This window comes from Roseomonas gilardii subsp. gilardii (assembly GCF_023078375.1).
GTDB classification, from domain to species: domain Bacteria; phylum Pseudomonadota; class Alphaproteobacteria; order Acetobacterales; family Acetobacteraceae; genus Roseomonas; species Roseomonas gilardii.
Genome location: NZ_CP095554.1, coordinates 3713345 through 3734474, shown reverse-complemented (window position 1 = coordinate 3734474; position 21130 = coordinate 3713345). Strand labels below are relative to the sequence as shown.

General features: G+C 71.8%; 16 protein-coding genes, 1 tRNA gene and 1 pseudogene. 12 read left to right on the top strand and 6 right to left on the bottom strand.

Features of this window, described 5'->3' with window-relative positions; translation table 11 throughout:
• Position 1: 1 nt before the first annotated feature.
• Positions 2-643 (bottom strand): hypothetical protein, encoded by a 642-nt coding sequence (locus MVG78_RS17205; RefSeq protein WP_247553823.1) that lies wholly within the window; start codon positions 641-643, stop codon positions 2-4.
• A gap of 142 nt (positions 644-785) precedes the next feature.
• Positions 786-1885: pseudogene (locus MVG78_RS17200) on the bottom strand (Mrp/NBP35 family ATP-binding protein).
• Positions 1886-2477: 592 nt separating this feature from the next.
• Between MVG78_RS17200 and hflK the strand changes: the two are divergent.
• From hflK to MVG78_RS17185, 3 genes are all read left to right on the top strand, one after another.
• Positions 2478-3578 carry an FtsH protease activity modulator HflK gene (hflK, locus tag MVG78_RS17195; protein ID WP_247553821.1) on the top strand — a complete coding sequence of 367 codons (1101 nt, stop codon included), beginning with the start codon at positions 2478-2480 and terminating at the stop codon, positions 3576-3578.
• A complete protein-coding gene (hflC, locus tag MVG78_RS17190; protein WP_247553807.1) occupies positions 3575-4528 on the top strand; it encodes a protease modulator HflC in 954 nt (317 codons plus the stop codon). Before hflK ends, hflC begins: the two co-directional genes overlap by 4 nt.
• 307 nt (positions 4529-4835) lie before the next feature.
• Positions 4836-6353 (top strand): DegQ family serine endoprotease, encoded by a 1518-nt coding sequence (locus MVG78_RS17185; RefSeq protein ID WP_428480822.1) that lies wholly within the window; start codon positions 4836-4838, stop codon positions 6351-6353.
• 97 nt (positions 6354-6450) lie between these two features.
• Here MVG78_RS17185 and serA read toward each other — a convergent pair whose 3' ends face one another.
• Together serA and MVG78_RS17175 are read right to left on the bottom strand one after the other, a co-directional pair.
• Complete coding sequence (gene serA, locus MVG78_RS17180; RefSeq protein ID WP_247553792.1) at positions 6451-7734, bottom strand: phosphoglycerate dehydrogenase; 1284 nt, start codon at positions 7732-7734, stop codon at positions 6451-6453.
• Positions 7735-7749: 15 nt separating this feature from the next.
• A complete protein-coding gene (locus MVG78_RS17175) occupies positions 7750-8421 on the bottom strand; it encodes an SCO family protein (RefSeq protein ID WP_247553790.1) in 672 nt (223 codons plus the stop codon).
• A 238-nt stretch (positions 8422-8659) separates the two neighbouring features.
• On the opposite strand from MVG78_RS17175, the gene MVG78_RS17170 reads away from it, so the two are divergent.
• The 7 genes from MVG78_RS17170 (at position 8660) to MVG78_RS17140 (ending at position 17772) form a co-directional block, all read left to right on the top strand.
• The gene (locus MVG78_RS17170) at positions 8660-11554 is read left to right on the top strand and encodes a DUF4214 domain-containing protein (RefSeq protein WP_247553788.1); all 2895 of its coding nucleotides are present in this window, start codon (positions 8660-8662) and stop codon (positions 11552-11554) included.
• A gap of 152 nt (positions 11555-11706) precedes the next feature.
• The gene (locus MVG78_RS17165; protein ID WP_247553786.1) at positions 11707-12054 is read left to right on the top strand and encodes a hypothetical protein; all 348 of its coding nucleotides are present in this window, start codon (positions 11707-11709) and stop codon (positions 12052-12054) included.
• An 89-nt stretch (positions 12055-12143) separates the two neighbouring features.
• Positions 12144-13541: a M20/M25/M40 family metallo-hydrolase gene (locus tag MVG78_RS17160; protein ID WP_247553784.1), complete on the top strand. Its 1398-nt coding sequence runs from the start codon at positions 12144-12146 to the stop codon at positions 13539-13541.
• A 169-nt stretch (positions 13542-13710) separates the two neighbouring features.
• Positions 13711-14073 (top strand): hypothetical protein, encoded by a 363-nt coding sequence (locus tag MVG78_RS17155; RefSeq protein ID WP_247553782.1) that lies wholly within the window; start codon positions 13711-13713, stop codon positions 14071-14073.
• 135 nt (positions 14074-14208) lie between these two features.
• The gene (locus MVG78_RS17150; RefSeq protein WP_247553775.1) at positions 14209-14784 is read left to right on the top strand and encodes an EF-hand domain-containing protein; all 576 of its coding nucleotides are present in this window, start codon (positions 14209-14211) and stop codon (positions 14782-14784) included.
• A 232-nt stretch (positions 14785-15016) separates the two neighbouring features.
• On the top strand, positions 15017-17077 hold the full coding sequence (locus tag MVG78_RS17145) for an NAD(+) synthase (RefSeq protein ID WP_247553774.1): 2061 nt from the start codon (positions 15017-15019) through the stop codon (positions 17075-17077).
• 65 nt (positions 17078-17142) lie between these two features.
• The gene (locus tag MVG78_RS17140; RefSeq protein WP_247553763.1) at positions 17143-17772 is read left to right on the top strand and encodes a cysteine hydrolase family protein; all 630 of its coding nucleotides are present in this window, start codon (positions 17143-17145) and stop codon (positions 17770-17772) included.
• A gap of 86 nt (positions 17773-17858) precedes the next feature.
• Here the strand turns inward: MVG78_RS17140 and MVG78_RS17135 are convergent.
• Positions 17859-17933 (bottom strand) — tRNA-Val (locus MVG78_RS17135).
• A gap of 313 nt (positions 17934-18246) precedes the next feature.
• On the opposite strand from MVG78_RS17135, the gene MVG78_RS17130 reads away from it, so the two are divergent.
• Positions 18247-18897 (top strand): DUF3108 domain-containing protein, encoded by a 651-nt coding sequence (locus MVG78_RS17130; RefSeq protein ID WP_247553761.1) that lies wholly within the window; start codon positions 18247-18249, stop codon positions 18895-18897.
• A 33-nt stretch (positions 18898-18930) separates the two neighbouring features.
• Here the strand turns inward: MVG78_RS17130 and MVG78_RS17125 are convergent, their stop codons facing one another.
• Entirely contained in the window at positions 18931-19593 is a 663-nt protein-coding gene (locus MVG78_RS17125; protein ID WP_247553759.1) for an HAD family hydrolase, read from the bottom strand.
• A gap of 211 nt (positions 19594-19804) precedes the next feature.
• Here MVG78_RS17125 and glmU point away from each other — a divergent pair, with 211 nt between their 5' ends.
• Positions 19805-21130, top strand: coding sequence for a bifunctional UDP-N-acetylglucosamine diphosphorylase/glucosamine-1-phosphate N-acetyltransferase GlmU (gene glmU / locus MVG78_RS17120; RefSeq protein ID WP_247553748.1), 1326 nt, complete (start codon positions 19805-19807; stop codon positions 21128-21130).

The window sequence follows — 21130 nt, the reverse complement described above, 5'->3', positions numbered from 1 at the left end:
TTCAGCCGCCGCCGCGGAGCTTCTTGAGGTCGAAGGCGCCGAGCAGGTCGGTCATGAGTTTGGGGTCCTCGATCCCGCTGCCTTCCAGCTTGATCATGAGGTTGCCGCCGACCAGCGTCACCTCGCCCGACTTGTTGTCCGCCTCGTAGTGCAGGATGGCGTCCTCCTCGCCCAGGCGGACGCGCTTGTCGCCGGGGCGCATCATCATCGGGTTGCTGGCCACACTGGCCAGGGACTGCACCAAGGGCGAATCCACCATCACCTGCGCCTTGATCTCCGCATCGTCGGAGGCGCGGGTATAGGTGCGCTCCACCATCACGCCGCCGCCGAGCATCTGGGTGGCCAGGGCGCTGCCCTCCTCCTCCTTCTCCATCTCCGCCAGGCTCCAGCCCTTGGGCGCGGGCGGGAAGAGCTTCGCATAGCGGGTGCGCCGCTTCAGATCGATGTCGCGGGCGGCGAAGGCCAGCTCCTTCGCGGCACCCTTCAGATCACCCGAGCCATAGAGCTTCTGCGCCCGCTCCAGGGCCTCCGAGGTCTCGTCGGCCCGGGCCTGTGGGGCGAAGGCGATCAAGGCCAGGGCCAGCACGGCCAGGGCCGGGCGGCGGCCGGCAGGCCGCGGCGGCCGGGATGCATGGGGGATCAAGGGTGGCTCCTCCTTCGGGGCGGCCCGGCCGGGCCGCATCCTGTCCAATCTGCCAAGGCACCGCGCCGCTGCCCATCCCGCGCGGCGGGCGCGGAGAGGGCGGGCGGGAACACGGCTGAGCGAGGCAGGCGGCGGCGCGTGCCTATTCCAGGGTGATCCGGGGGCCGGCGGGGGTCTCGGCACCGGCCTTCTCCCAGACCCGCGCCGCGATGGCGCGATAGGCGGCGGCCTCCTCGCTGTCCGGCCGGGCCAGGACGATCGGCGTGCCCGCATCGGCGGTCTCGCGGATCGCCAGGCGCAGCGGCAACTCGCCCAGGAACTCCACGCCCAGCTTCTCCGCCTCCGCCCGCGCCCCGCCATGGCCGAAGATCTCGGAACGGTGGTTGCAGTGGGGGCAGCAGAAATAGGACATGTTCTCGATCAGCCCGAGCACCTGGACATTGACCTTCTCGAACATCCGCACCCCGCGCCGCGCGTCGATCAGCGCCACGTCCTGCGGCGTGGAGACGATCACCGCGCCCTTCAGCGGCACGCGCTGGCTCATGGTGAGCTGCGCGTCGCCCGTGCCGGGCGGCATGTCCACCACCAGCACGTCCAGCGCCCCCCATTCGACCTGGGAGAGCATCTGTTCCAGCGCGCCCATCACCATGGGGCCGCGCCAGATCATCGCCGTCTCCTCATCCACCAGGAAGCCGATGGACATGGCCTTGAGCCCCCAGCGGGACAGCGGCTCGATCCGCTGGCCGGCGCTGCGCGGCCGCTCCTTCGTGCCCAGCATCTGCGGCAGGGAAGGGCCGTAGATATCCGCGTCCAGCAGCCCGACCCGCAGCCCCTGCGCCGCCAGCGCGACGGCGAGGTTCACGGCGGTGGTGGACTTGCCGACGCCCCCCTTGCCGGAGGCCACGGCGACGATGGCGCCGACCTCGGGCAGCAGCATCTTGTTCTGCCCCGGCGGCGGGCGCACGGCCCGGGGCGCGTCCGCCGGCGGCGCGGCGCGGTGGGCGGTCAGCACACAGGTCGCCGACAGCACGCCCGGCACGGCGGCCACGGCGCGCTCCGCCGCGCGCGCACCGGCTCCAGCGCCCGGGCCCGCTCGCGCGGCACCTCCAGCGCGAACTGCACCAGCCCGTCGCGCGCCACCAGGCCCTGGACCCAGCCCGCGGAGACCACGTCCAGCCCCGTCTGGGGGTCCCTCACCTCGGCGAGCGCCGCGCGGATCGCCTCGGTCAGCGCGCTTTCCATGCCTCGTCCCCTTGACCTTTTCCGGATTACGACAAAATGAACAAAATCTAATGTAATGGCGGAAACTGCCGCATCATCACATGGCCTATCCCGGTCCGGAGGGGCCGGGGCTTCCCCGGTCACCGTTGCCGGGCTTCCCTTGGGGCCGCTCTTGCGCCCATGCTGCGGCTTCACGCAAGCGGGGGCGAAACGGCGCCGATCCGCCAGAGCCCCCGGGCCATGCGGGCGGAAGCCCGCACGGGGTGGCCCTGGTTCCGGCGCTCCCCGGTTCCACCCTCTCTCCCCTTTCGCAGGCGGGAAGGCAGGGCGGGAGCCGGCGGCCGCGCCTCCGGCCAGGGAGGAGGCCAGGACGGGGGGCTTGACCCCCGCCGGGTGGCGAACGGATAGCAGACGCGACCAAACCAGGGAGTACCTGACGGCCCATGCCGTGGAACAGCAACGGCGGACCCAATCCTTGGGGCAATCCCCGCCCGCCCTCGGGCGGCGGGAATGGCAACAACCAGGGCAACGGTCCCGGCAACGGCCCCTGGGGCCAGCCCCCCGCAATGGCGGGGGCGGTAACCCCTTCGGCCGCGGCCCCGACCTCGACGACGTGATCCGTCAGGCACAGGAAGCCGCCCGGCGCTTCCTGCCGCGCGGCGGCGGTGGCGGGAAGGGCATCGCCCTGGTCGCCGTGGCCCTGGTGGCCGTCTGGGCGGCCTCCGGCATCTACCGGGTGCAGCCGGACGAACAGGGCGTGGTGATGCGCTTCGGCGCCTTCCGCGCGACCACCGGCCCGGGCCTGAACTACCACCTGCCCTGGCCGGTCGAGAGCGTGACCACGCCGCGCGTCACCCGCATCAACCGCATCGACATCGGCTTCCGCTCCTCCGCGGACAGCAGCAGCACCAATGTGCGCCCGAATCCCTCGCGCAACGTGAGCGAGGAATCGATGATGCTGACCGGCGACGAGAACATCATCGACATCGATTTCGCGGTGTTCTGGCGCATCCGCGATGCCGGCGAATTCCTGTTCAACACGCGCAATCCCGAGCAGACGGTGAAATCCGCCGCCGAGAGCATGATGCGCGAGGTCATCGGCCGCACCCCGATCCAGCCCGCGCTGACCGAGGCCCGGGCGCAGATCGAGCAGGCGGTGCGCCAGGGCACCCAGGCGATCATGGACCAGTACGGCGCCGGGGTGGAGATCACCCAGGTGCAGATGCAGAAGGTGGACCCGCCACCCTCCGTGGTGGATGCCTTCCGCGACGTGCAGCGCGCCCAGGCGGACCGCGAGCGCGCCCGCAACGAGGCGGAATCCTATCGCAACGACATCATCCCGCGCGCCCGAGGCGATTCCGAGCGGCTGATCCAGGCCGCCCAGGCGGACCGCGAGGCGCAGGTGGCAAGGGCCAAGGGCGAGGCGCAGCGCTTCACCAGCGTGCTCACCGCCTATCGCACCGCGCAGGACGTCACCCTGCGGCGCATGTATCTGGAGACCATGCAGGAGATCCTGCAGAGCAGCCCGAAGGTGATCGTGGACGAGAATGTCCGCGGTGTCCTGCCCTTCCTCAACCTGGACGGGCAGGGGGCGCCGCGCCCGGGCGCGCCCCGCCAGAACGGCGCCACCGGTTCCGCCCCGGCGCCGAATCCGGCATCCGGCAACACGCAGGGCATGACCAGCAACCTCGTGCCGCAGGGGGGCAGCCGATGAACCGCCTGATCGCGCTCGGCGCCGCCGTGGTGGTGGTGCTGATCCTCCTCAGCTCCACCCTCTTCACCGTGCACCAGACCCAGCAGGTGCTGATCACCCAGTTCGGCGAGCCGATCCGCGTGATCCGCGACCCGGGGCTGCATGCCAAAATCCCGCTGATCCAGAACGTGATCTCCTTCGACCGCCGGCTGCTCGACTTCGAATCGCCGGGCGAGGAGATCATCCTGGGCGACCAGCGCCGCCTGATCGTGGACAGCTTCGCGCGCTTCCGCATCAGCGACCCGCTGCGCTACTACCAGACCGTGGGTTCGCTGGAGAGCGGCATCCGCGGGCGGCTGTCCTCCATCATGTCGGGCTCGCTGCGCCGCGTCCTGGGCAACGAGCCGCTGCTCTCGGTGCTTTCGGCCGACCGGCTGCGGATCATGAACACCATCCGCGACCAGGTGAATGCCGAGGCCGATTCCTTCGGCGTGCAGGTGGTGGATGTGCGCATCCGCCGCGCCGACCTGCCGGAGGAGAACACCCAGGCCATCCTGTCGCGGATGCAGTCGGAGCGTGAGCGCGTGGCGCGCGAGATCCGCGCCGAGGGCGCCGAGATCGGCACCCAGGTCCGTGCCCGCGCCGACCGCGAGCGCACCGTCCTGCTGGCCGAGGCCCAGGCCCAGGCCGATGTGCTGCGCGGCGAGGGCGAGCAGGAAGCGACCGGCATCTACGCCAGGGCCTATGGGGCGGACCCGCAGTTCTTCTCCTTCTGGCGGAGCATGCAGGCCTATCGCTCGGCCTTCGTCGAGGGGCAGGCGGAAACCCGGCTGCTGCTGGCACCGGACAGCGACTTCTTCCGCTATTTCCGCTCGGCGCCCACCCCCGGGACCATCGCGGCCCCGGCCCCGGCCCCGGCCCCGGCCCCGGCCCCGGCCCCGGCCCCGGCCGTGCCTGCCCCCGCCCCGTAAGGGCCGGGCGGTTTCCCGAACGGGGGGAATGGCCATGCCATTTCCCCTTTTTCGTGTCCGCCGGGACTGTCCGGGGAGGGCCGGCATCCCGGCTGAACAGGCTTTGATGCGCCTCCCCCTTGATCAGCGGCGGCCTGGGGGAGAGGCTGTCGCCGAATTGGCCGATTGTGACCCTTTGTGGCTTTCCCTCACGGCATGAGTGGTCACATTCCAGGCTGATTTCTCAGACCGACAGGAAGGCAGAATCACCGTGCGTCCTTATCTGCTCGCCTCGGCGGCCATTCTGGCTGGCTTCGCCGCCCTCCCGATGGCGCCCGCCCGGGCCCAGGCTCCCGCGCCTTCCGCCCCGGCCCCGGCGCCGGCTCCCTCCACCATCCCGGCGCCCGGCAGCACGCCCTCGCCGCAGATCCCGCTGCGCGACGCGCCGACCTCCTTCGCCCCGCTGGCGCGGCAGCTCCTGCCGGCGGTGGTGAATGTGCAGACCACCACCACGCTGCAGGCGCGCGGGCCCAACCGGCCGGATGCCCCCGACATCCCGCAGGCACCGCCGGGCAGCCCCTTCGAGGAGTTCTTCCGCGACTTCCTGGAGCGCAACCGCCCCGGCGGGCCGCGCCCCAACCAGCCGCCGCGCCGCGCGCAGTCGCTGGGCTCGGGCTTCATCGTCGATGCCAAGGAAGGCATCGTGGTGACCAACAACCATGTCATCGACGGCGCCGACGAGATCAACGTGGTGCTGCAGGACAACACCACCATCAAGGCGGAACTGCTCGGCACCGACCAGCGCACCGACATCGCGGTGCTGAAGATCAAGACCGACCACCCGCTCTCCCAGGTCGAGTTCGGCGACAGCGACACCGCCCAGGTCGGCGACTGGGTGCTGGCGATCGGCAACCCCTTCGGCCTCGGCGGCTCGGTCACGGCGGGCATCGTCTCCGCGCGCGGCCGCGACATCCGCCAGGGCCTCTATGACGACTTCATCCAGACGGATGCCGCCATCAACCGCGGCAATTCCGGCGGCCCGCTCTTCGACATGCATGGCAAGGTCGTGGGCATCAACACCGCGATCTACTCTCCCTCCGGCGGCTCGATCGGCATCGGCTTCTCCATCCCGGCCAACCTCGCCAAGAACATCGTGGCGCAGCTCCGCACCGGCGGGCAGGTGCGGCGCGGCTGGCTGGGCGTGAACATCCAGCAGGTGACCGACGACATCGCCGAATCCCTGGGCCTGAAGGGCGGCGCGCGCGGCGCCCTGGTGGCGCGGGCGCAGGATGACGGGCCGGCGGCCAAGGCCGGCATCCGCGCCGGCGACATCATCCTGAAGTTCAACAACCAGGATGTGCAGGAAATGCGCAACCTGCCGCGCATCGTCGCCGAGACGGCGGTGGGCAGCGAGGTGCCGGTCCTGCTCTGGCGTGAGGGCAAGGAGCAGACCGTCCAGGTCAAGGTGGTCGAGATCCCGGCCGACCAGCAGCAGGCGAGCGCGGGCAATGCCCCGGCGCAGCCCGCCCTGCTGGAGCTGGAAGGCACGGGGATGAAGGTCGCCGCCATCACGCCGGAGCTGCGCGACCGCTTCTCCATCGCAGCCGACGCGAAGGGCGTGGTGGTGGTCGAGGTCGCGCCCGGCAGCGCGGCGGCGGATCGCGGCATCAGCGCCGGCGACCGCGTCGTGGAGGTGCAGCAGGAGCGGGTGAACACGCCGCAGGAGCTGAAGGCGAAGCTGGACGACCTGCGCAAGCAGAACCGCCCCAGCGCCCTGATGCTGGTGGAGGGGGCGCAGGGCCAGCGCTTCGTGCCGCTCAGCCTGCGCGCCGCCGGCAACCGGTAAGGGGGCGTCACCCCCGGATAGGGAAAGGGTCTGCCCGGAGCACCGGGCAGGCCCTTTTTCGCGTTATCCTTCCCGCTCGGGAGAGGGCATTCGCAGATCAGGGGCGTTCGTAGAGCAGCCGGGCGCGGATCGTGCCGGGCAGGGCGCGCAGGTCGGTCAGCACCGCCTGCGGGTCCGCCACGTTCTCCGCATCCACCACGACATAGCCGATCTCCGGATCGGTCTGCAGCACCTGGCTCGCGATGTTGAGCTGGAACTTGCGGAAGGTGTCGTTGATGGCCGCCAGCATGCCCGCGATGTTGTGGTGCACATGCATGAAGCGCGTGCCGCGCGCCCGGGCCGGCAGGTTGGCCTCGGGGAAGTTCACCGCGCCCAGCGTGGCGCCAGTGTCGGAATAGTTCACCAGCTTGTCCGCCGTCTCCTCGCCGATGCGCTCCTGCGCTTCCTCGGTGGAGCCGCCGATATGCGGCGTCAGGATCACGTTGCGCAGCCCCTGCAGCGGCGAGACGAAGCGGTCGCCGTTGCGCTTGGGCTCGGAGGGGAAGACGTCCAGCGCCGCACCGCCGAGATGGCCGCCCTCGATCGCCGCCTTCAGCGCGTCGATGTCCACCACCTTGCCGCGGGCGTTGTTGATCAGGATGGCGCCGGGCTTCATCGCCGCCAGTTCCGCCGCGCCGATCATGCCGGTGGTCTCCGGCGTTTCCGGCACATGCAGCGTCACCACGTCGCTCTGCGCCAGCAGCTCGCCCAGCGAGGCGGCGGACTGCGCATTGCCATGGCCCAGCTTGCGCACCGCGTCGTGATAGATGACGCGCATGCCGAAAGCCTCGGCCAGGTTGCTCACCTGGGTGCCGATATTGCCGTAGCCGACGATGCCCAGCGTCTTGCCGCGCACCTCATGCGCGCCGGTGGCGGACTTGTCCCAGCCGCCGGCATGCGCCGCGTTGGAGCGGCCGGGGATGCCGCGCAGGAGCATCACGATCTCGCCCATCACCAGTTCCGCCACCGAGCGGGTGTTGGAGAAGGGGGCGTTGAAGACCGGGATGCCCCGGTGGCGCGCCGCGGCGTGGTCCACCTGGTTGGTGCCGATGCAGAAGCAGCCGATGGCGATCAGCCGGTCGGCGGCCTTCAGCACCTCCTCCGTCACCTGGGTGCGGGAGCGGATGCCGAGCAGGTGCACGCCCTGCACCGCCTCCAGCAGCGCCTCGCCCTCCAGCGCCTTGGCCTCGCGCCGGATGGTGGCGTAGCCGGAGGTGTTGAAGGTGGCGACGGCGCTGTCCGAGATGCCCTCCAGCAGCAGGATCTTGATGCGGTCCTTGGGCAGGGAAATCACGTCGGGACGGGCCTCGGTCGGAGTGTTGGAAGAGGGGAGGGGAGCCATGGCCAGGAAGTTCCTTCAGCCGAGGACCTGACGGGCGGCCGCGGCCAGTTCCTCCGGGGTGGCACCCGGCCGGAACATGCCCCGCAGCGCCCCGTCCGGACCCAGGAGGTAGACGAAGGCGGAGTGGTCCATCAGATAGTCGCTGGCCCCCGGCGGCGTCACCTTGGCGTAATAGACGCGATAGGCCCTGGCGACCTGGGCGATCTGCTCCGGCGTGCCGGTCAGCCCGGCCAGGGCGGGGTGGAAGAGGCCGACATAGTCGGCGAGCTTCTCCGGCGTGTCGCGCTCCGGGTCCACGGTGATGAAAAGGGGCTGCACGCGGGCGGCCGTGTCGCCGAGCTGGTCCATGGCGGCGGCCAGGGTGCTGAGCTCGGTCGGGCAGACATCCGGGCAATGGGTGAAGCCGAAGAAGATCAGCACCGCCTTGCCGTGATAGCTGGCCGCCGTCACCGGCTTGCCTGTCTGGTCGGTGAGCGCGAAGTCGCCGCCGATCCGCGCCCCGGAGGGCAGCGTGACCGCGTTCGGCGAGGACACCATGGGACGGGCCGGCGCCTGCGGCCGCGTGACCAGGCGCGCGAAGGAATCCGTCCAGCTTTCCCCGGGGTCCCGCTGGAACCAGGCGAAGCCCCATCCCCCCGCGAGGACCAGGACGAGCACGGCGATCAGGATCCGGAAGGCGCGCATCATGCGCCGCCCTATACCCTTCCCTGGCCCGAAGGCGAATGTCCGTCGAGCGGGGCGGGACTGCGCCCCAGGCGGGAATGCGGCGGGAATGCGGCGGGAATGCTCCGGAGGATGAGGGACGAGACCCCTTAACCCTCTGTTCAGCAAAGGGATGCGAGAAGGCTGAAGGCCAGGAAGGCATTGGGACAGGCGTGCCAGGACGGCGTGCCGCAGAAGCGCGGATGCTGGGGGCTGCCTCCGGATGCTACAGATCTCGGGCCAGGTGCCCGGAACCATCCTGGAGAATTCCGGCGCGGGCGACTGGTCGGCCCGGCTGGCCCTGTCCGACAGCGGCGGGCTGGCCACGGGCGTGCTGGCGGTGGCCCTGACCGGCGCCGATGCCGGCGCCTTCACCGCCACGCTGGATGCCGCGAGCCAGACCGTCACCATCACCCCCGCCCGGCTGCTGGACCGGGAGGCCTGGGCCGCCGGGGCGGACCCGGTGCTCGCCTTCGGCCTGCGGGTGCAGACCGCGGCCGGGTGGCAGGATCTCGGCGCCGGCTGGGCCGTGACGCTGCTGGGGGTGGACGACACGCCACCCTCCGGCCTCGCCTTCTCCAGCGGCGGCAGCGTGCTGGAAACCGATGTGGGCGGCATCATCGGCAGCCTCACGGCCAGCGACCCGGACACCGCCGCCGCGCAGCTCACCTTCACCGTCGCGCCGCAGGACGAATGGCGCTTCGAGGTGGTGGACGGCAATGTCCTCAAGCTGCGCGACGGCTATGACCTGCTGCGCTCGGGCGGCAGCACCCTGCCGGTTTCGGTCATCGTCTCGGACGGGCACCAGGACGCGGCGATGACGGTGGATGTCGCCGTGCTGAACGTCACCAGCGAGGACGACACGCCCGTCCCGCCGGTGCTGCGGATCGCCGATGCCAGCCTCGCAGAAGGTGATTCCGGCAGCGGCACGATGCGCTTCGCCATCAGCCTGTCGCGCGCGGCGGATGCGCCGGTGACGCTGCGCTGGAACACGCTGTCCGGCACCGCCACGGCGGGGCAGGATTTCCAGGCCGCCAGCGGCCAGGTCACCATCGCGGCCGGGGCCAGCACGGCCAGCATCGCGGTGACGGTGCTGGGCGACCGGCTGCGCGAGACCGATGAGAGCTTCCGGCTGGTGCTCACCGAGGTCAGCGGCGCCGTGGTGGAGGATGGGGAGGCCATCGGCACCATCCTAAACGACGACCGCCCCACGGCCCTGGCGGCGGGCGGCTGGGTGGAGGGCGTGGCGCGCGGCACCGGCAGCGTGGCGGTGGTGGAGGCGGCGGCCTCGGGCAGCCGTCTCGGCCTGAACGGCACCGCGCTGGAACTGCGCCTCGCCAGTGGCGCGCTGTTCGACCTGGGCTCGGCGCGGCAGGTCGATTTCATGGACGGGCAACTGGAACTGGCCGCGGATTCCGCCGCGGCGCAGGCGACGCGCCTCTACCAGACCCTGCTGCTGCGCGATCCCGATGCCGGCGGCCTCTCTCTGCACACGCATCTGCTGGAAAACGGCGCCCTGACCCTGCTGGGCATGGCCCGCAGCCTCTTGTCGAGCCCGGAGGCGCAGAGCCGCTTCGGCACGTTGTCCGACGCCGATCTGGTGACGCGCCTCTACACCATCGCCCTGGGGCGGCAGCCGGATGCCGGCGGCTATGCGGCGCATCTGAACGCCCTGGCGCATGGCATGGACCGGGCACAGATCGTGCTGGGCTTCACCACCTCCGCCGAGGCCACCGCGCGCTACGCGGCCTCGCATCCGGGCGGCACCTGGGTCGTGGACAGCACGGCGCGGGAAATCCTCTACGCCTATGACGCGGTGCTGGACGGCGTGCCGGACGCGGCCGCGCTGGCCCGCTGGGAAAAGGCGATCGCGGCCGGCACGGCCAGCCTGACGGATCTCTATCGCGGCCTGATGCAGACCCAGGCCTATCTCGCCCGGCACCCCTCCGGCGAAAGTGAGGCGAGCTTCCTCACGCGACTCTTCGCGGATGCGCTGGAACGCGCGCCCAGCGCGGCCGATCTCACGAGCTGGCACAGCATGATCGCCAGCCATGGCTGGTCGAATCTCGACGTGCTGATGCTGATCGGCCGCTCGGCGGAGGCCATGGCCGCCTTCACCGCCCCTGCCGTGGCCAGCGGCGCGCTGATGACGGAACTGCCGGCCCCCGACAGCGCCACGGTGATCCGGCTTTCCCCGGGCGGCGTGGCGCAGGACATCGCCTTCTCCACCACCGGCATGGCGGTGCTGGATGGCGTCTCCGCCGATGCCAGCCACTGGATCGCCACGCCCAGGGGCCTGGAACTGACCTGGGAAGGCGACACGCTGCTGCTGTCGGGCGCGCAGTCGGTCCGCTTCGACGACGGGCGGCTGGACATCGGCAGCGGCACCGCCGCGGCCTGGGTGGTGCGGCTCTACGAGACCATCCTGATGCGGGAGCCCGATGCCAGCGGCCTCGCCACCCATACGGCGCGGCTCGATGCCGGCCTCACCCCGGCGCAACTGGCTGCGGACCTGGTCGGCAGCGCGGAATTCGCCAGCCGCTTCGGGGCCCTGACCACCGCGCAGCAGGTCTCGGCCTTCTACCAGGGCGCGCTCGGCCGTTCCGCCGGCGCGGCCGAGATCGACTATCAGGTCGGGCTCGTCACCGCCGGCATGAGCAAGGCCGCGCTGGCGGCCGGGATCGCCGGGTCGGTGGAAAGCCGCAACCTCTTCCTGGCGCAGCACCCGCAGGGGATCTGGCTGGCCGATCCCCAGGGCGCGAAGGTGGCCCGGGCCTATGAGGCGGTGCTGGACAGCGGGCCGGACGCCTCCTCCCTGCTGCTCTGGTCGCAGAAGCTCGCCGCCGGCACGGCCCTGCGCGACCTCTATGCCGAGCTGATGCAGACGGAGCTTTTCACCACCCGCCATGGTGGGCAGGGCGATTCCGGCTTCATCGCCGATCTCTACGGCTCCGCGCTGGGGCGCGGCGCCTCGGCGGCCGAGATCGCGAGCTGGAGCAACTGGCTCAAGGCGGGTCATGGCTGGCTGGACCTCGCCTACGCCATCGGAGAATCGGGGGAGGCGCAGTCGCACAGCCATGCACCGGCCGTGACGGTGGCCTCGGACTGGCAGTTGTGACGGGCCGCCCCTCGGAGCGGATGCGATGGCGTTATGGCGGGGCCAGGCCCTTTTGGTGCGCCATGAATGCCACCATGGGTTGAATGGGAAGTGTTTTTCTCGCGAAAAAGCGATAGGCTCCGGGTAACCATCGCCAGCCGGATCGCATGAGGATGCCTGTGCCGCGCCGCCTTTGCCCGCGAAACACGATCGCGATCCCACCGCTGCTGGTGGCGGTCGCCGCCCTCCTGGCCTCGCCGCCTCCGGTCCTGGCGCAGAGCGTGAGGACCGTCGTGGTGCCGTCCGGTTCCGGCGTGGTCGTGGCACCGCGCAGCGCTCCGCCCCGGCTGGCGGCCCGCCCGCCCGCCATGCTGCCCGCTGTCCCCCGCGGCCTTCCGGAAGCGGAGCCGGAAACCGGCAGCGTCATGCCCCTGCTGAGCCTCGTGCCGCTCGCCGCCGCGGCGGCGCTCTTCGCGGCGGGGGCCTCGGGCGATGGCGGGGCGCCGAGCCGGACGCGATAGGCGGCGGATTTCGCCCCGGGCCTTTCCTTCGTCCTCCCTCCGTCGCAACCTGTGGCCCGTCTTCCCCGGAACCGCAGGAGAGTCTGGCCATGGCAACGCGGCAGGGCGCGCTGGATCGCGCGCGCGAGTATTTCGACACGGGGTTCCGGGACCGCCTGGCCGCGCTGGTGGCGATCCCCTCCACCTCGCAGGACCCCGCCCATGCCGCGGATTGCCGCCACTATCTGGAGGCGGCGCTGCGCCCCTGGCTGGAAGGGATGGGCTTCGCGGTCGCCATCCACGACAATCCGGCGGCAGGCTTCGGCCCGATCCTGACGGCGGAGCGGATCGAGGACCCGTCGCGGCCGACCGTGCTGCTCTACGGCCATGGCGACACCGTGCACGGGCTGGACGAGCAATGGTCGGAGGGGCTGAAGCCCTGGACGCTCACCGAGCGCGACGGGCGCTGGTACGGGCGCGGCACGGTGGACAACAAGGGCCAGCACGCGCTGAACCTTTCGGCGCTGGAGGCGGTGCTGGCGGAGCGCGGCGGCCGGCTCGGCTTCAACGTGAAGGTGCTGATCGAGACCTGCGAGGAGCGCGGCTCGGCGGGGCTGCGCGACTTCGTCTTCGCGAACCGGGAGGCGCTGGCGGCCGACGTGCTGATCGCCTCGGACGGGCCGCGCGTGGAGCCGGAACTGCCCACCATCGCCACCGGTACGCGCGGCACCTGGCATTTCGACCTCGTGGCGCGCTTCCGCCAGGGCGGCGTGCATTCCGGCCACTGGGGCGGGCTGACCAATGACCCGGCGGTGGTGCTGGCCCATGCCCTGGCCAGCATCTGCGACCGCAACGGCAGGATCATGGTGCGCGGCTGGCTGGCCGGGGAAACGGTGCCCCCCGCCATCCGCCACGTGCTGGAAGGCTGCCCCGTGGGCGGCGCGGGGGAGGCGGCGGCGATCATCGAGGGCTGGGGCGAGCCCGGCCTGACCTCCGCCGAGAAGATCTATGGCTGGAACTCCTTCATCGTGCTGGCCATGCTCTCGGGGCGGCCGGAGAACCCGGTGAATGCCGTGGCGCCCTGGGCGAAGGCGACCTGCCAGATCCGCTACACGGTGGACACCGACCCCTCCACCTTCGAGGCCACGCTGCGGCGCCACCTGGACGAGCACGGCTTCCCCGAGATCGGCATCGAGAATGCCGGGCTGCGCATGCCGGCCAGCCGCACCGATCCCGACCATCCCTGGGTCCGCTGGGCCAGGGCGAGCATGGAAAGCGCGCTGGGCAGCCGGGTGCAGGTGATCCCCAACACCTCCGGCGGGCTGCCAGGCGATGTCTTCGTGGACGCGCTGGGCGTGCCGCTGGTCTGGGTCCCGCATTCCTACAATGGCTGTAAGCAGCACGGGCCGGACGAGCACGCCCTGCCGGCCACGCTGCGCGAGGGCATCGCCGGTTTCGCCGGCATGTACTGGGACCTGGGCGAGCCGGGCACGCCGCCGCGCGGCTAGGCCCCGCCAACCCCCGGCACGGGCCGGACCCCGTTTCCGGCCCGTGCCCCCATCCGTGCCCCCATCCGTGCCCCCATCCGTGCCATGGTTCCACCATGACAAGGCCCTGGCCTTGCCATGCCCGGCAGCCAGTCTTCCTCCTGGTCGTTCAGGAAACGGGAGGACCGCCATGACGATGCGACGCCGAATTCTCACCGGGTTTCTGCCGGCCCTGCTGCTGCTTCCTGCCCTGCTGGCCCCGGCCCGGGCGCAGCCCTTCGATCCGGGGCAGCGCCTGTTGCAGGAAGGGGCGCGCATCCAGGCCGACCAGCAGCGCCAGCGCGCCGAGCAGGACCGGCGCCGCGTCGAGATGGACCAGCGCCGGGTCCAGGAGCAGCAATGGCGCGACACGCAGCGCCAGCGCGATTTCGCCATCCAGCAGCGGCGCGAGGCGGAATGGCGCCGGGAGCAGGACATGCGCCAGCGCTGGGAGCAGCAGCGCCGCTGGCAGGAGGCGGAGCGCCGCCGGAACGATCCCTGGCGCGGCTGGTAGCGTCCCCTGGCCGCGTGCCAGGCAGGCGGCGCGCGTGAGGGGCGGGGATTTCGTCACTCTTCCTCACGCGGCGGCCCCTGGCCCCGTTACATCCCCACCCCAACTGGCGGCACTTTCCCACCAGGACATGCCGCCATGACCTCATCCTCCACCCCGGCCCGGAACCGCTGGCACGGCCTGGCCCTGGCCGCGCTTCTCGGCCTGCCTCTGGCCGGCCCCGTGCTGGCCCAGGGCACCGGCCAGCCGCCGGCGGCCGCGCCCCATGCCAGCCCCCAGGCCAATCCACAGGCCAGGCAGGCCCCGGCGCCGGACCGGCTGCCGCGCGGCATGGCACGGCTCTTCGCCGAGGCCGATTCGAACCATGACGGGAAGGTGAGCTGGGACGAGGCCTGGGCCGCCCTGTCCGCCCGCTTCGCCGCCATCGACGCCGACCATGACGGCGCGGTGACGCGGGAGGAGCTGCGCGCCTATGTGGCCAGCCAGCGCGCCGCCGGGGGCCGGCGGGCCGACCGCCCTGTGCCGCCCGCCCTGGAGGCCCGGGCCGAGGCGCTGTTCCGGGCCGCCGATGCCAATGGCGACGGACGCGTCACCCTGGCGGAACTCCAGCCGGTGGCGCAGGCTTTCTTCCGCATGGCCGACCGGAACGGGGACGGCTTCCTGACCCCGGACGAGTTGCGCCCGGCGGGCCGCAAGGCGGCTCCGGCGCGCTGAGGCGCCGTTCCCCGCGCTCTCCCGTAACAAGGGTCGGCCCGAAGGGGCCGACCCGGGAGACCGATCCGGCGCCGCGCTTGCCGGGCGGCCCGATCGGCGCCAAGTCTCTCCGCTCCATCCCCGGTCCCTGCCGGGGGTGGGGATGCCCTCTGCCGGGAGACGCCGCCATGACCGTGACCCATCGCCATGAGCCGGGATTCCGGTTCCCCCGCCAGGATGGGGCGGGCGCGGCATGAGCTTCCTTTCCCTCTACCGGCACGGCTTCGCCCGCATCGCCGCCTGTAGCGCCCGCAGCCATGCCGCCGACCCGGCGCGCAATGCCGAGGCGCTGCTGGATCTCGCCCGCCGCTGCGACGCGCGGGGCGTGGCGGTGGCGGTCTTCCCGGAACTCTGCCTGTCCGGCTACGCCATCGACGACCTGCTGTTGCAGGACGCGGTGCTGGAGGCCGTCGAGACGGCGGTGGCGCGGCTGGTGCGGGATTCTGCAGGGCTGATGCCGCTGCTGCTGGTCGGCGCGCCGCTGCGCTACGAGGGGCGGCTCTACAACTGCGCCCTGGCGATCCAGCGCGGCCGTCTGCTGGGCGTGGTGCCCAAGATCCACCTGCCGAACTACCGCGAGTTCTACGAGCGCCGGCACTTCGCCTCGGGCCTCGGCACGGAGGGCGGCACGATCGCGGTGGCGGGGCTGGAGGCACCCTTCGGGCCGGACCTGCTCTTCGCGGCCGAGGATCTCCCCGGCCTCGTGGTCCATGCCGAGATCTGCGAGGATGTCTGGGTGCCGCTGCCGCCCAGCACCGAGGGCGCCCTGGCCGGGGCGACGGTGCTGGCCAACCTTTCCGCCAGCAACATCACCGTAGGCAAGGCGGAGACGCGGCGCCTGCTCTCGCAGAGCCAGTCGGCGCGCTGCCTCGCCGCCTATGTCTATGCCGCGGCGGGAACGGGGGAATCCACCACCGACCTGGCCTGGGACGGGCAGGTCTCGATCTTCGAGAACGGCGCGGTGCTGCGCGAGAGCGACCGCTTCCCCGCCGGCGACCAGCTCGCGGTGGCGGATGTGGATCTCGACCTGCTGCGGCAGGAACGGGCGCGCCAGGGCACCTTCGACGACAACCGCCGCCGCCATGGCCGGCCCTTCCGCAGCATCGGCTTCCGGCTGGAGGCCCCGGTGGGCGATCTGGGCTTCGAACGGGCGGTGGAACGCTTCCCCTTCGTGCCCGCCGATCCGGCACGGCTGAACCAGGATTGCTACGAGGCCTACAACATCCAGGTCTCCGGCCTCGTGCAGCGGCTGCGCGAGGCCCGCATCAGGCGCATCGTCATCGGCGTCTCGGGCGGGCTCGATTCCACCCAGGCGCTGATCGTGGCGGCCAGGGCCTTCGACCTGCTGGAGCGGCCGCGCACCGACATCATCGCCTATACGATGCCGGGCTTCGGCACGAGCGCGGGGACGAAGACCAACGCGCACCGGCTGATGGAATCGCTCGGCGTCACGGCGCATGAGCTCGACATCCGCCCGGCGGCGAAGCAGATGCTGGCCGATCTCGGCCACCCCTTCGCCCGCGGCGAGCCGGTCTACGACATCACCTTCGAGAACGTGCAGGCGGGGCTGCGCACCGACTACCTGTTCCGCGCCGCCAACCTGCATGACGGCATCGTGCTCGGCACGGGCGATCTTTCGGAACTGGCGCTGGGCTGGTGCACCTATGGCGTCGGCGACCAGATGTCGCACTACAACGTCAATGGCGGCGTGCCGAAGACGCTGATCCAGCACCTGATCCGCTGGGTGATCGCCACCGGCCAGTTCGACGCGGCGGTGGGCGGGACGCTGGCCTCGATCCTGAACACCGAGATCTCGCCGGAGCTGATCCCGGCCACGGAGGGGCAGGAGATCCAGAGCACGGAGGCCAAGGTCGGCCCCTATGCGCTGCAGGACTTCAACCTGTTCTACACGCTGCGCTACGGGTTCCGGCCCTCGAAGATCGCCTTCCTGGCCCTGCGCGCCTGGGCCGATGCCGGGGCGGGGCGCTGGCCGCCGGGCTTTCCGGAGGAAGCGCGCCGGGCCTATGCGCTGCCGGAGATCCGGCACTGGCTGGAGGTCTTCCTGCGCCGCTTCTTCGCCTTCAGCCAGTTCAAGCGCTCGGCCATGCCGAACGGGCCGAAGGTGGTGGCGGGCGGCTCGCTCTCCCCGCGCGGCGACTGGCGCGCGCCCTCCGACGGCAATGCCGAGGCCTGGCTGGAGGAACTGCGCCGCAATGTACCGGACGCGGAGGCCGGGAAGCAGGGATCGCGATAGCCCCCCCGTCCGGCCTGCATCCTCCCGCCCCGCCGCTCGTTCGGAAGGCGGGAGGAGCATGGAACATGGATCAGGAGGACATGCCGCAGGTGCAGGACGGCCTGCGCTTCGGGCCGCTCGGCGACCGCTGCCTGCATCTCTGCGTGGACATGCAGAACCTCTTCTCGAAGGGCAGCCCCTGGGAGACGCCCTGGATGGAGCGTGTCCTGCCCGCCGTGGAGACGCTGGCCGGGCGCCATGCGGAGCAGACCATCTTCACCCGCTTCATCCCGCTGCGCTCGCCGCGCGAGGGGCGTGGGACCTGGCGGCGCTACTACGAGCGCTGGCCGGAGATGCGGCTGGATGCGCTGCCGCCCGGGGCGATCGACCTGCTGCCGCGGCTCGCGCGCTTCGTCCCGCCGGCGGAGCTGCTGGACAAGACGGTGTACTCGCCCTGGACCGAACCGGGCCTGGAGGAGAGGCTGCGCGCCCGCGGCGTGGACACGCTGGTGATCACCGGCGCCGAAACCGATATCTGCGTCCTGGCGGCGGTGCTGGGGGCGGTGGACCGTGGCTATCGCGTGGTGCTGCCGACGGACGCGCTTTGCTCCTCCTCGGACCGGACGCATGACGCGCTGATGGCGCTCTACCGGGAACGCTACGGGCAGCAGGTGGAGACGGCCCGGATGAGCGAGATCCTGTCCGCCTGGGATTAGGGCAGGGCCGGACCGGACACGGTAATGGCGGCAGCCAGCCCATTCCGCTGGCAGGGATCCACGTCCAGAATTTCGTGAAGCCAGCCTGGTGGGTGCGACAGGGATTGAACCTGTGACCCCTGCCGTGTGAAGGCAGTGCTCTCCCGCTGAGCTACGCACCCAGGCTGTGGGCGCTCAACTATCCTCCCTCGCCGGGGGTGTCAACGGGGGGATGGCCCACGATATGTGGGTCTCGCCAACCGGAGGCTCCTGGATGCGGACAGGCCCAGTCGTCCCGCGCGCCCTCTGCGGGGATATTTCCCGGCCTGCCTCGTGGCGGGGCCTCCGGTCCACCTTCCCGCCCGCTCTCCTGGCTATCCTGACGCTCATCCTGGCCGCCCTTCCGGCCCGCGCCCAGCCCATGAAGGCCAGCTACACGGTCCGGGCCGCCGGGCTGACCGTGATGGATGTCGAGGCCAGCTTCGACCTGTCCGATTGTCGGGCGGCTATGTGCTGGAGGTCCGCACCCATATGCGCGGCGTGGCCTCGCTCTTCCGCAGCGGCACCATGACCACCCGCGCGATCGGGGCCTGGGCCGATGGCAGGCCCCGGCCCCGGCGCTATGTCGCCCAGGGCGTCTGGGGCGGGGAGCAGCGCAGCACGGTCGTGGACTATGTGGACGGCCAGCCGGTGCTGCGCCAGCTCCTGCCGCCCCTGGATACGGATGAGCGGGAGCCGGTGCCCGCCGCGGCCCAGCGCGGCACCATGGACAGCCTGACCGCGGTGGCGGCGCTGCTCCGCCAGGTGCAGGACAGCGGGCGCTGCGAGGCCCAGGCGGCGGTCTTCGACGGGCGCCGCCGCAGCGAATTGTCGGCCCGGACCCTGGGCTGGGAGATGCTGTCGGGCCACTGGCCGGGCCGGGCCCTGCATTGCCATTTCAGCGGCCGGCTGACGCATGGCTTCAAGCTGGACGACGGCCCGGCGGAGCGCCAGCGCCTGCAGGAGGGCGATGCCTGGCTCGCACAGCTCCATCCCGGCGGCCCGTTCCTGCCCGTGCGGCTGGAGATTCCGAACCGCTGGTTCGGCCAGACCACGGTCAGCCTCGTGCGGGTGAGCGAGGCGCCCTCCCTGGCCTCCCAGCGCTGACCAAAGCCGGTCCGGCCCGCTGATCCGGCGCGCTCAGCCTTCCATCCGGGCGAGGAGCGGCGGCAGCTCCGCCGGGCTCCTGGCCACCGGGGCGCCATCGGCCATCTCCGGCAGGCCATAGCCCCAGGCCGCGAAGACCGGCGCCGCCCCCGCGCCCCGCGCGGAGCGGATGTCGTTGGCATGGTCGCCCACCATGACTACGCCCGGCGGGGCCGAACCTTCCGCCGCCACGCCCATCAGCCGCAGCGTGCCCAGCAGGTGGCCCGGATCGGGCTTGCGCACCGGGAAGCTGTCGCCACCCGCCAGCGCATCGACCAGGGGCGCGAGGCCCAGATGCTCCAGGATCAGCCGTGCCGCCGCGACCGGCTTGTTGGTGCAGACAGCGAGGCGCCAGCCCGCCCGGCGCAGCTCGGCCAGGGCCTCCGGCACGCCCGCGAAGGGGGCGGTCCGGTCGTTCGCATGGGCCTCGTAATCCGGCACGAACTCCGCCAGCGCCGCCGGGTCGAAGGCCAGGCCGCGAGCCTCCAGCGCCCGCCGCACCAGCACCGCCACGCCGTCGCCGATCATGCGGTGGACCTCCGGCATGGCGAAGCCGGGCAGGCCGCGCCGGGCCATCAGCCGGTTCAGCGCGTCGCGGATATCGGCCGCGCTGTCGATCAGCGTGCCGTCGAGGTCGAGAAGGCAGATGCGTTCCATGCGGCGGAGCCTAGCCGGGCGGGGAGGGCGCGTCTCGGCACCGGAACCCGCCGCTGCCATGCGCCCGCTGCCATGCGCCCGCCGCCATGCGCCCGCCGTCATGCACCGGAATGGCCCCCGGCCCGTCACAGCCGGCAACAAGGTTTGAAACCCCCGGGGCGCCCCCGGTGCTGGACGGGGCATGGGGCGGGGGCTAGGTCCATGGGCCAAGATGCCCTCCGCCGCCATTCTTCTTGCCGCCGGTCTCGGGACGCGGATGCGTTCGAGCCTTCCCAAGGCCCTCCACCCGCTGGCGGGCCGGCCCATGCTCAGCCACCTGATCGCCGCCTGCGAGGACGCCTTCGACCATATCGTGGTGGTGGTCGGGCCGGAGATGCAGGCGGTGGCCGAACTGGCCGACCCCTATCCCTGTGTGGTGCAGGAGGAACGCCTGGGCACCGCCCATGCCGCGCTCCAGGCCGCCACGGTGCTGGAGGGGTTCGAGGGCGATGTCGCCGTCCTCTATGCCGACAACCCGCTGATCACGGCGGAGACCATGCTCCGCCTCCAGGCGGCGCGGCGGGAGGGGGCGGACCTCGCCCTGCTGGCCATGCGCCCGGCTGATCCGGCGCGCTATGGCCGGGTCCTGCCGCATCCGGATGGCGGCATCTCCCGCATCGTGGAGTTCAAGGACGCCACCGGGGAGGAGCGGGCGGTCGGCCTGTGCAATGCCGGGGTGGTCTGCGCCGCCGGTACGGACCTGTTCCCCTGGCTGCGCCGGGTGCGCAACGACAACGCCGCCGGGGAATACTACCTGACCGACCTCGTCGCGCTGTGCCGCGCCGATGGCCGCCGCGCCGTGGCGGTGGAGGGGAGCGAGGCCGAGTGCCGTGGCGTGAACAGCCGCGCCGAGCTGGCCGGGGCCGAGGCCACGGTCCAGGCGAGCCTGCGCCTCGCCGCGATGGAGAACGGCGCCACGCTGATCCGGCCGGACAGCGTGACCCTCTGCCACGACACGGTGCTGGGCCGCGATGTCACGGTGGGGCCGGACGTGGTCTTCGGCCCGGGCGTCGTGGTGGAGGACGGGGTCGAGATCCGGGCCTTCTCCCACCTGGAGGGCTGCACGGTTCGGCGGGATGCGGTGATCGGCCCCTTCGCCCGGCTGCGCCCCGGCGCGGTGGTGGAAAGCCGCGCCCATGTTGGCAATTTCGTCGAGCTGAAGAACGCCGTGCTTGGCGAAGGCGCCAAGGCGAACCATCTCTCCTATCTCGGCGATGCCGCGATCGGGGCGGGCGCCAATATCGGGGCCGGCACCATCACCTGCAATTACGACGGCTTCGCCAAGCACCGCACCCGCATCGGCGCGGGCAGCTTCATCGGCTCCAACAGCACGCTGGTCGCGCCCCTCGCCCTGGGCGACGGCGCCTTCGTCGCGGCGGGCAGCACGGTGACGGCGGATGTGGCGCCGGATTCCATGGTCTTCGGCCGGGCCCGGCAGGAAGAGAAGCCAGGCATGGCGGCGGCCTTCCGCGCCAGCCGGCGCAAGGAGAAGCGCTAG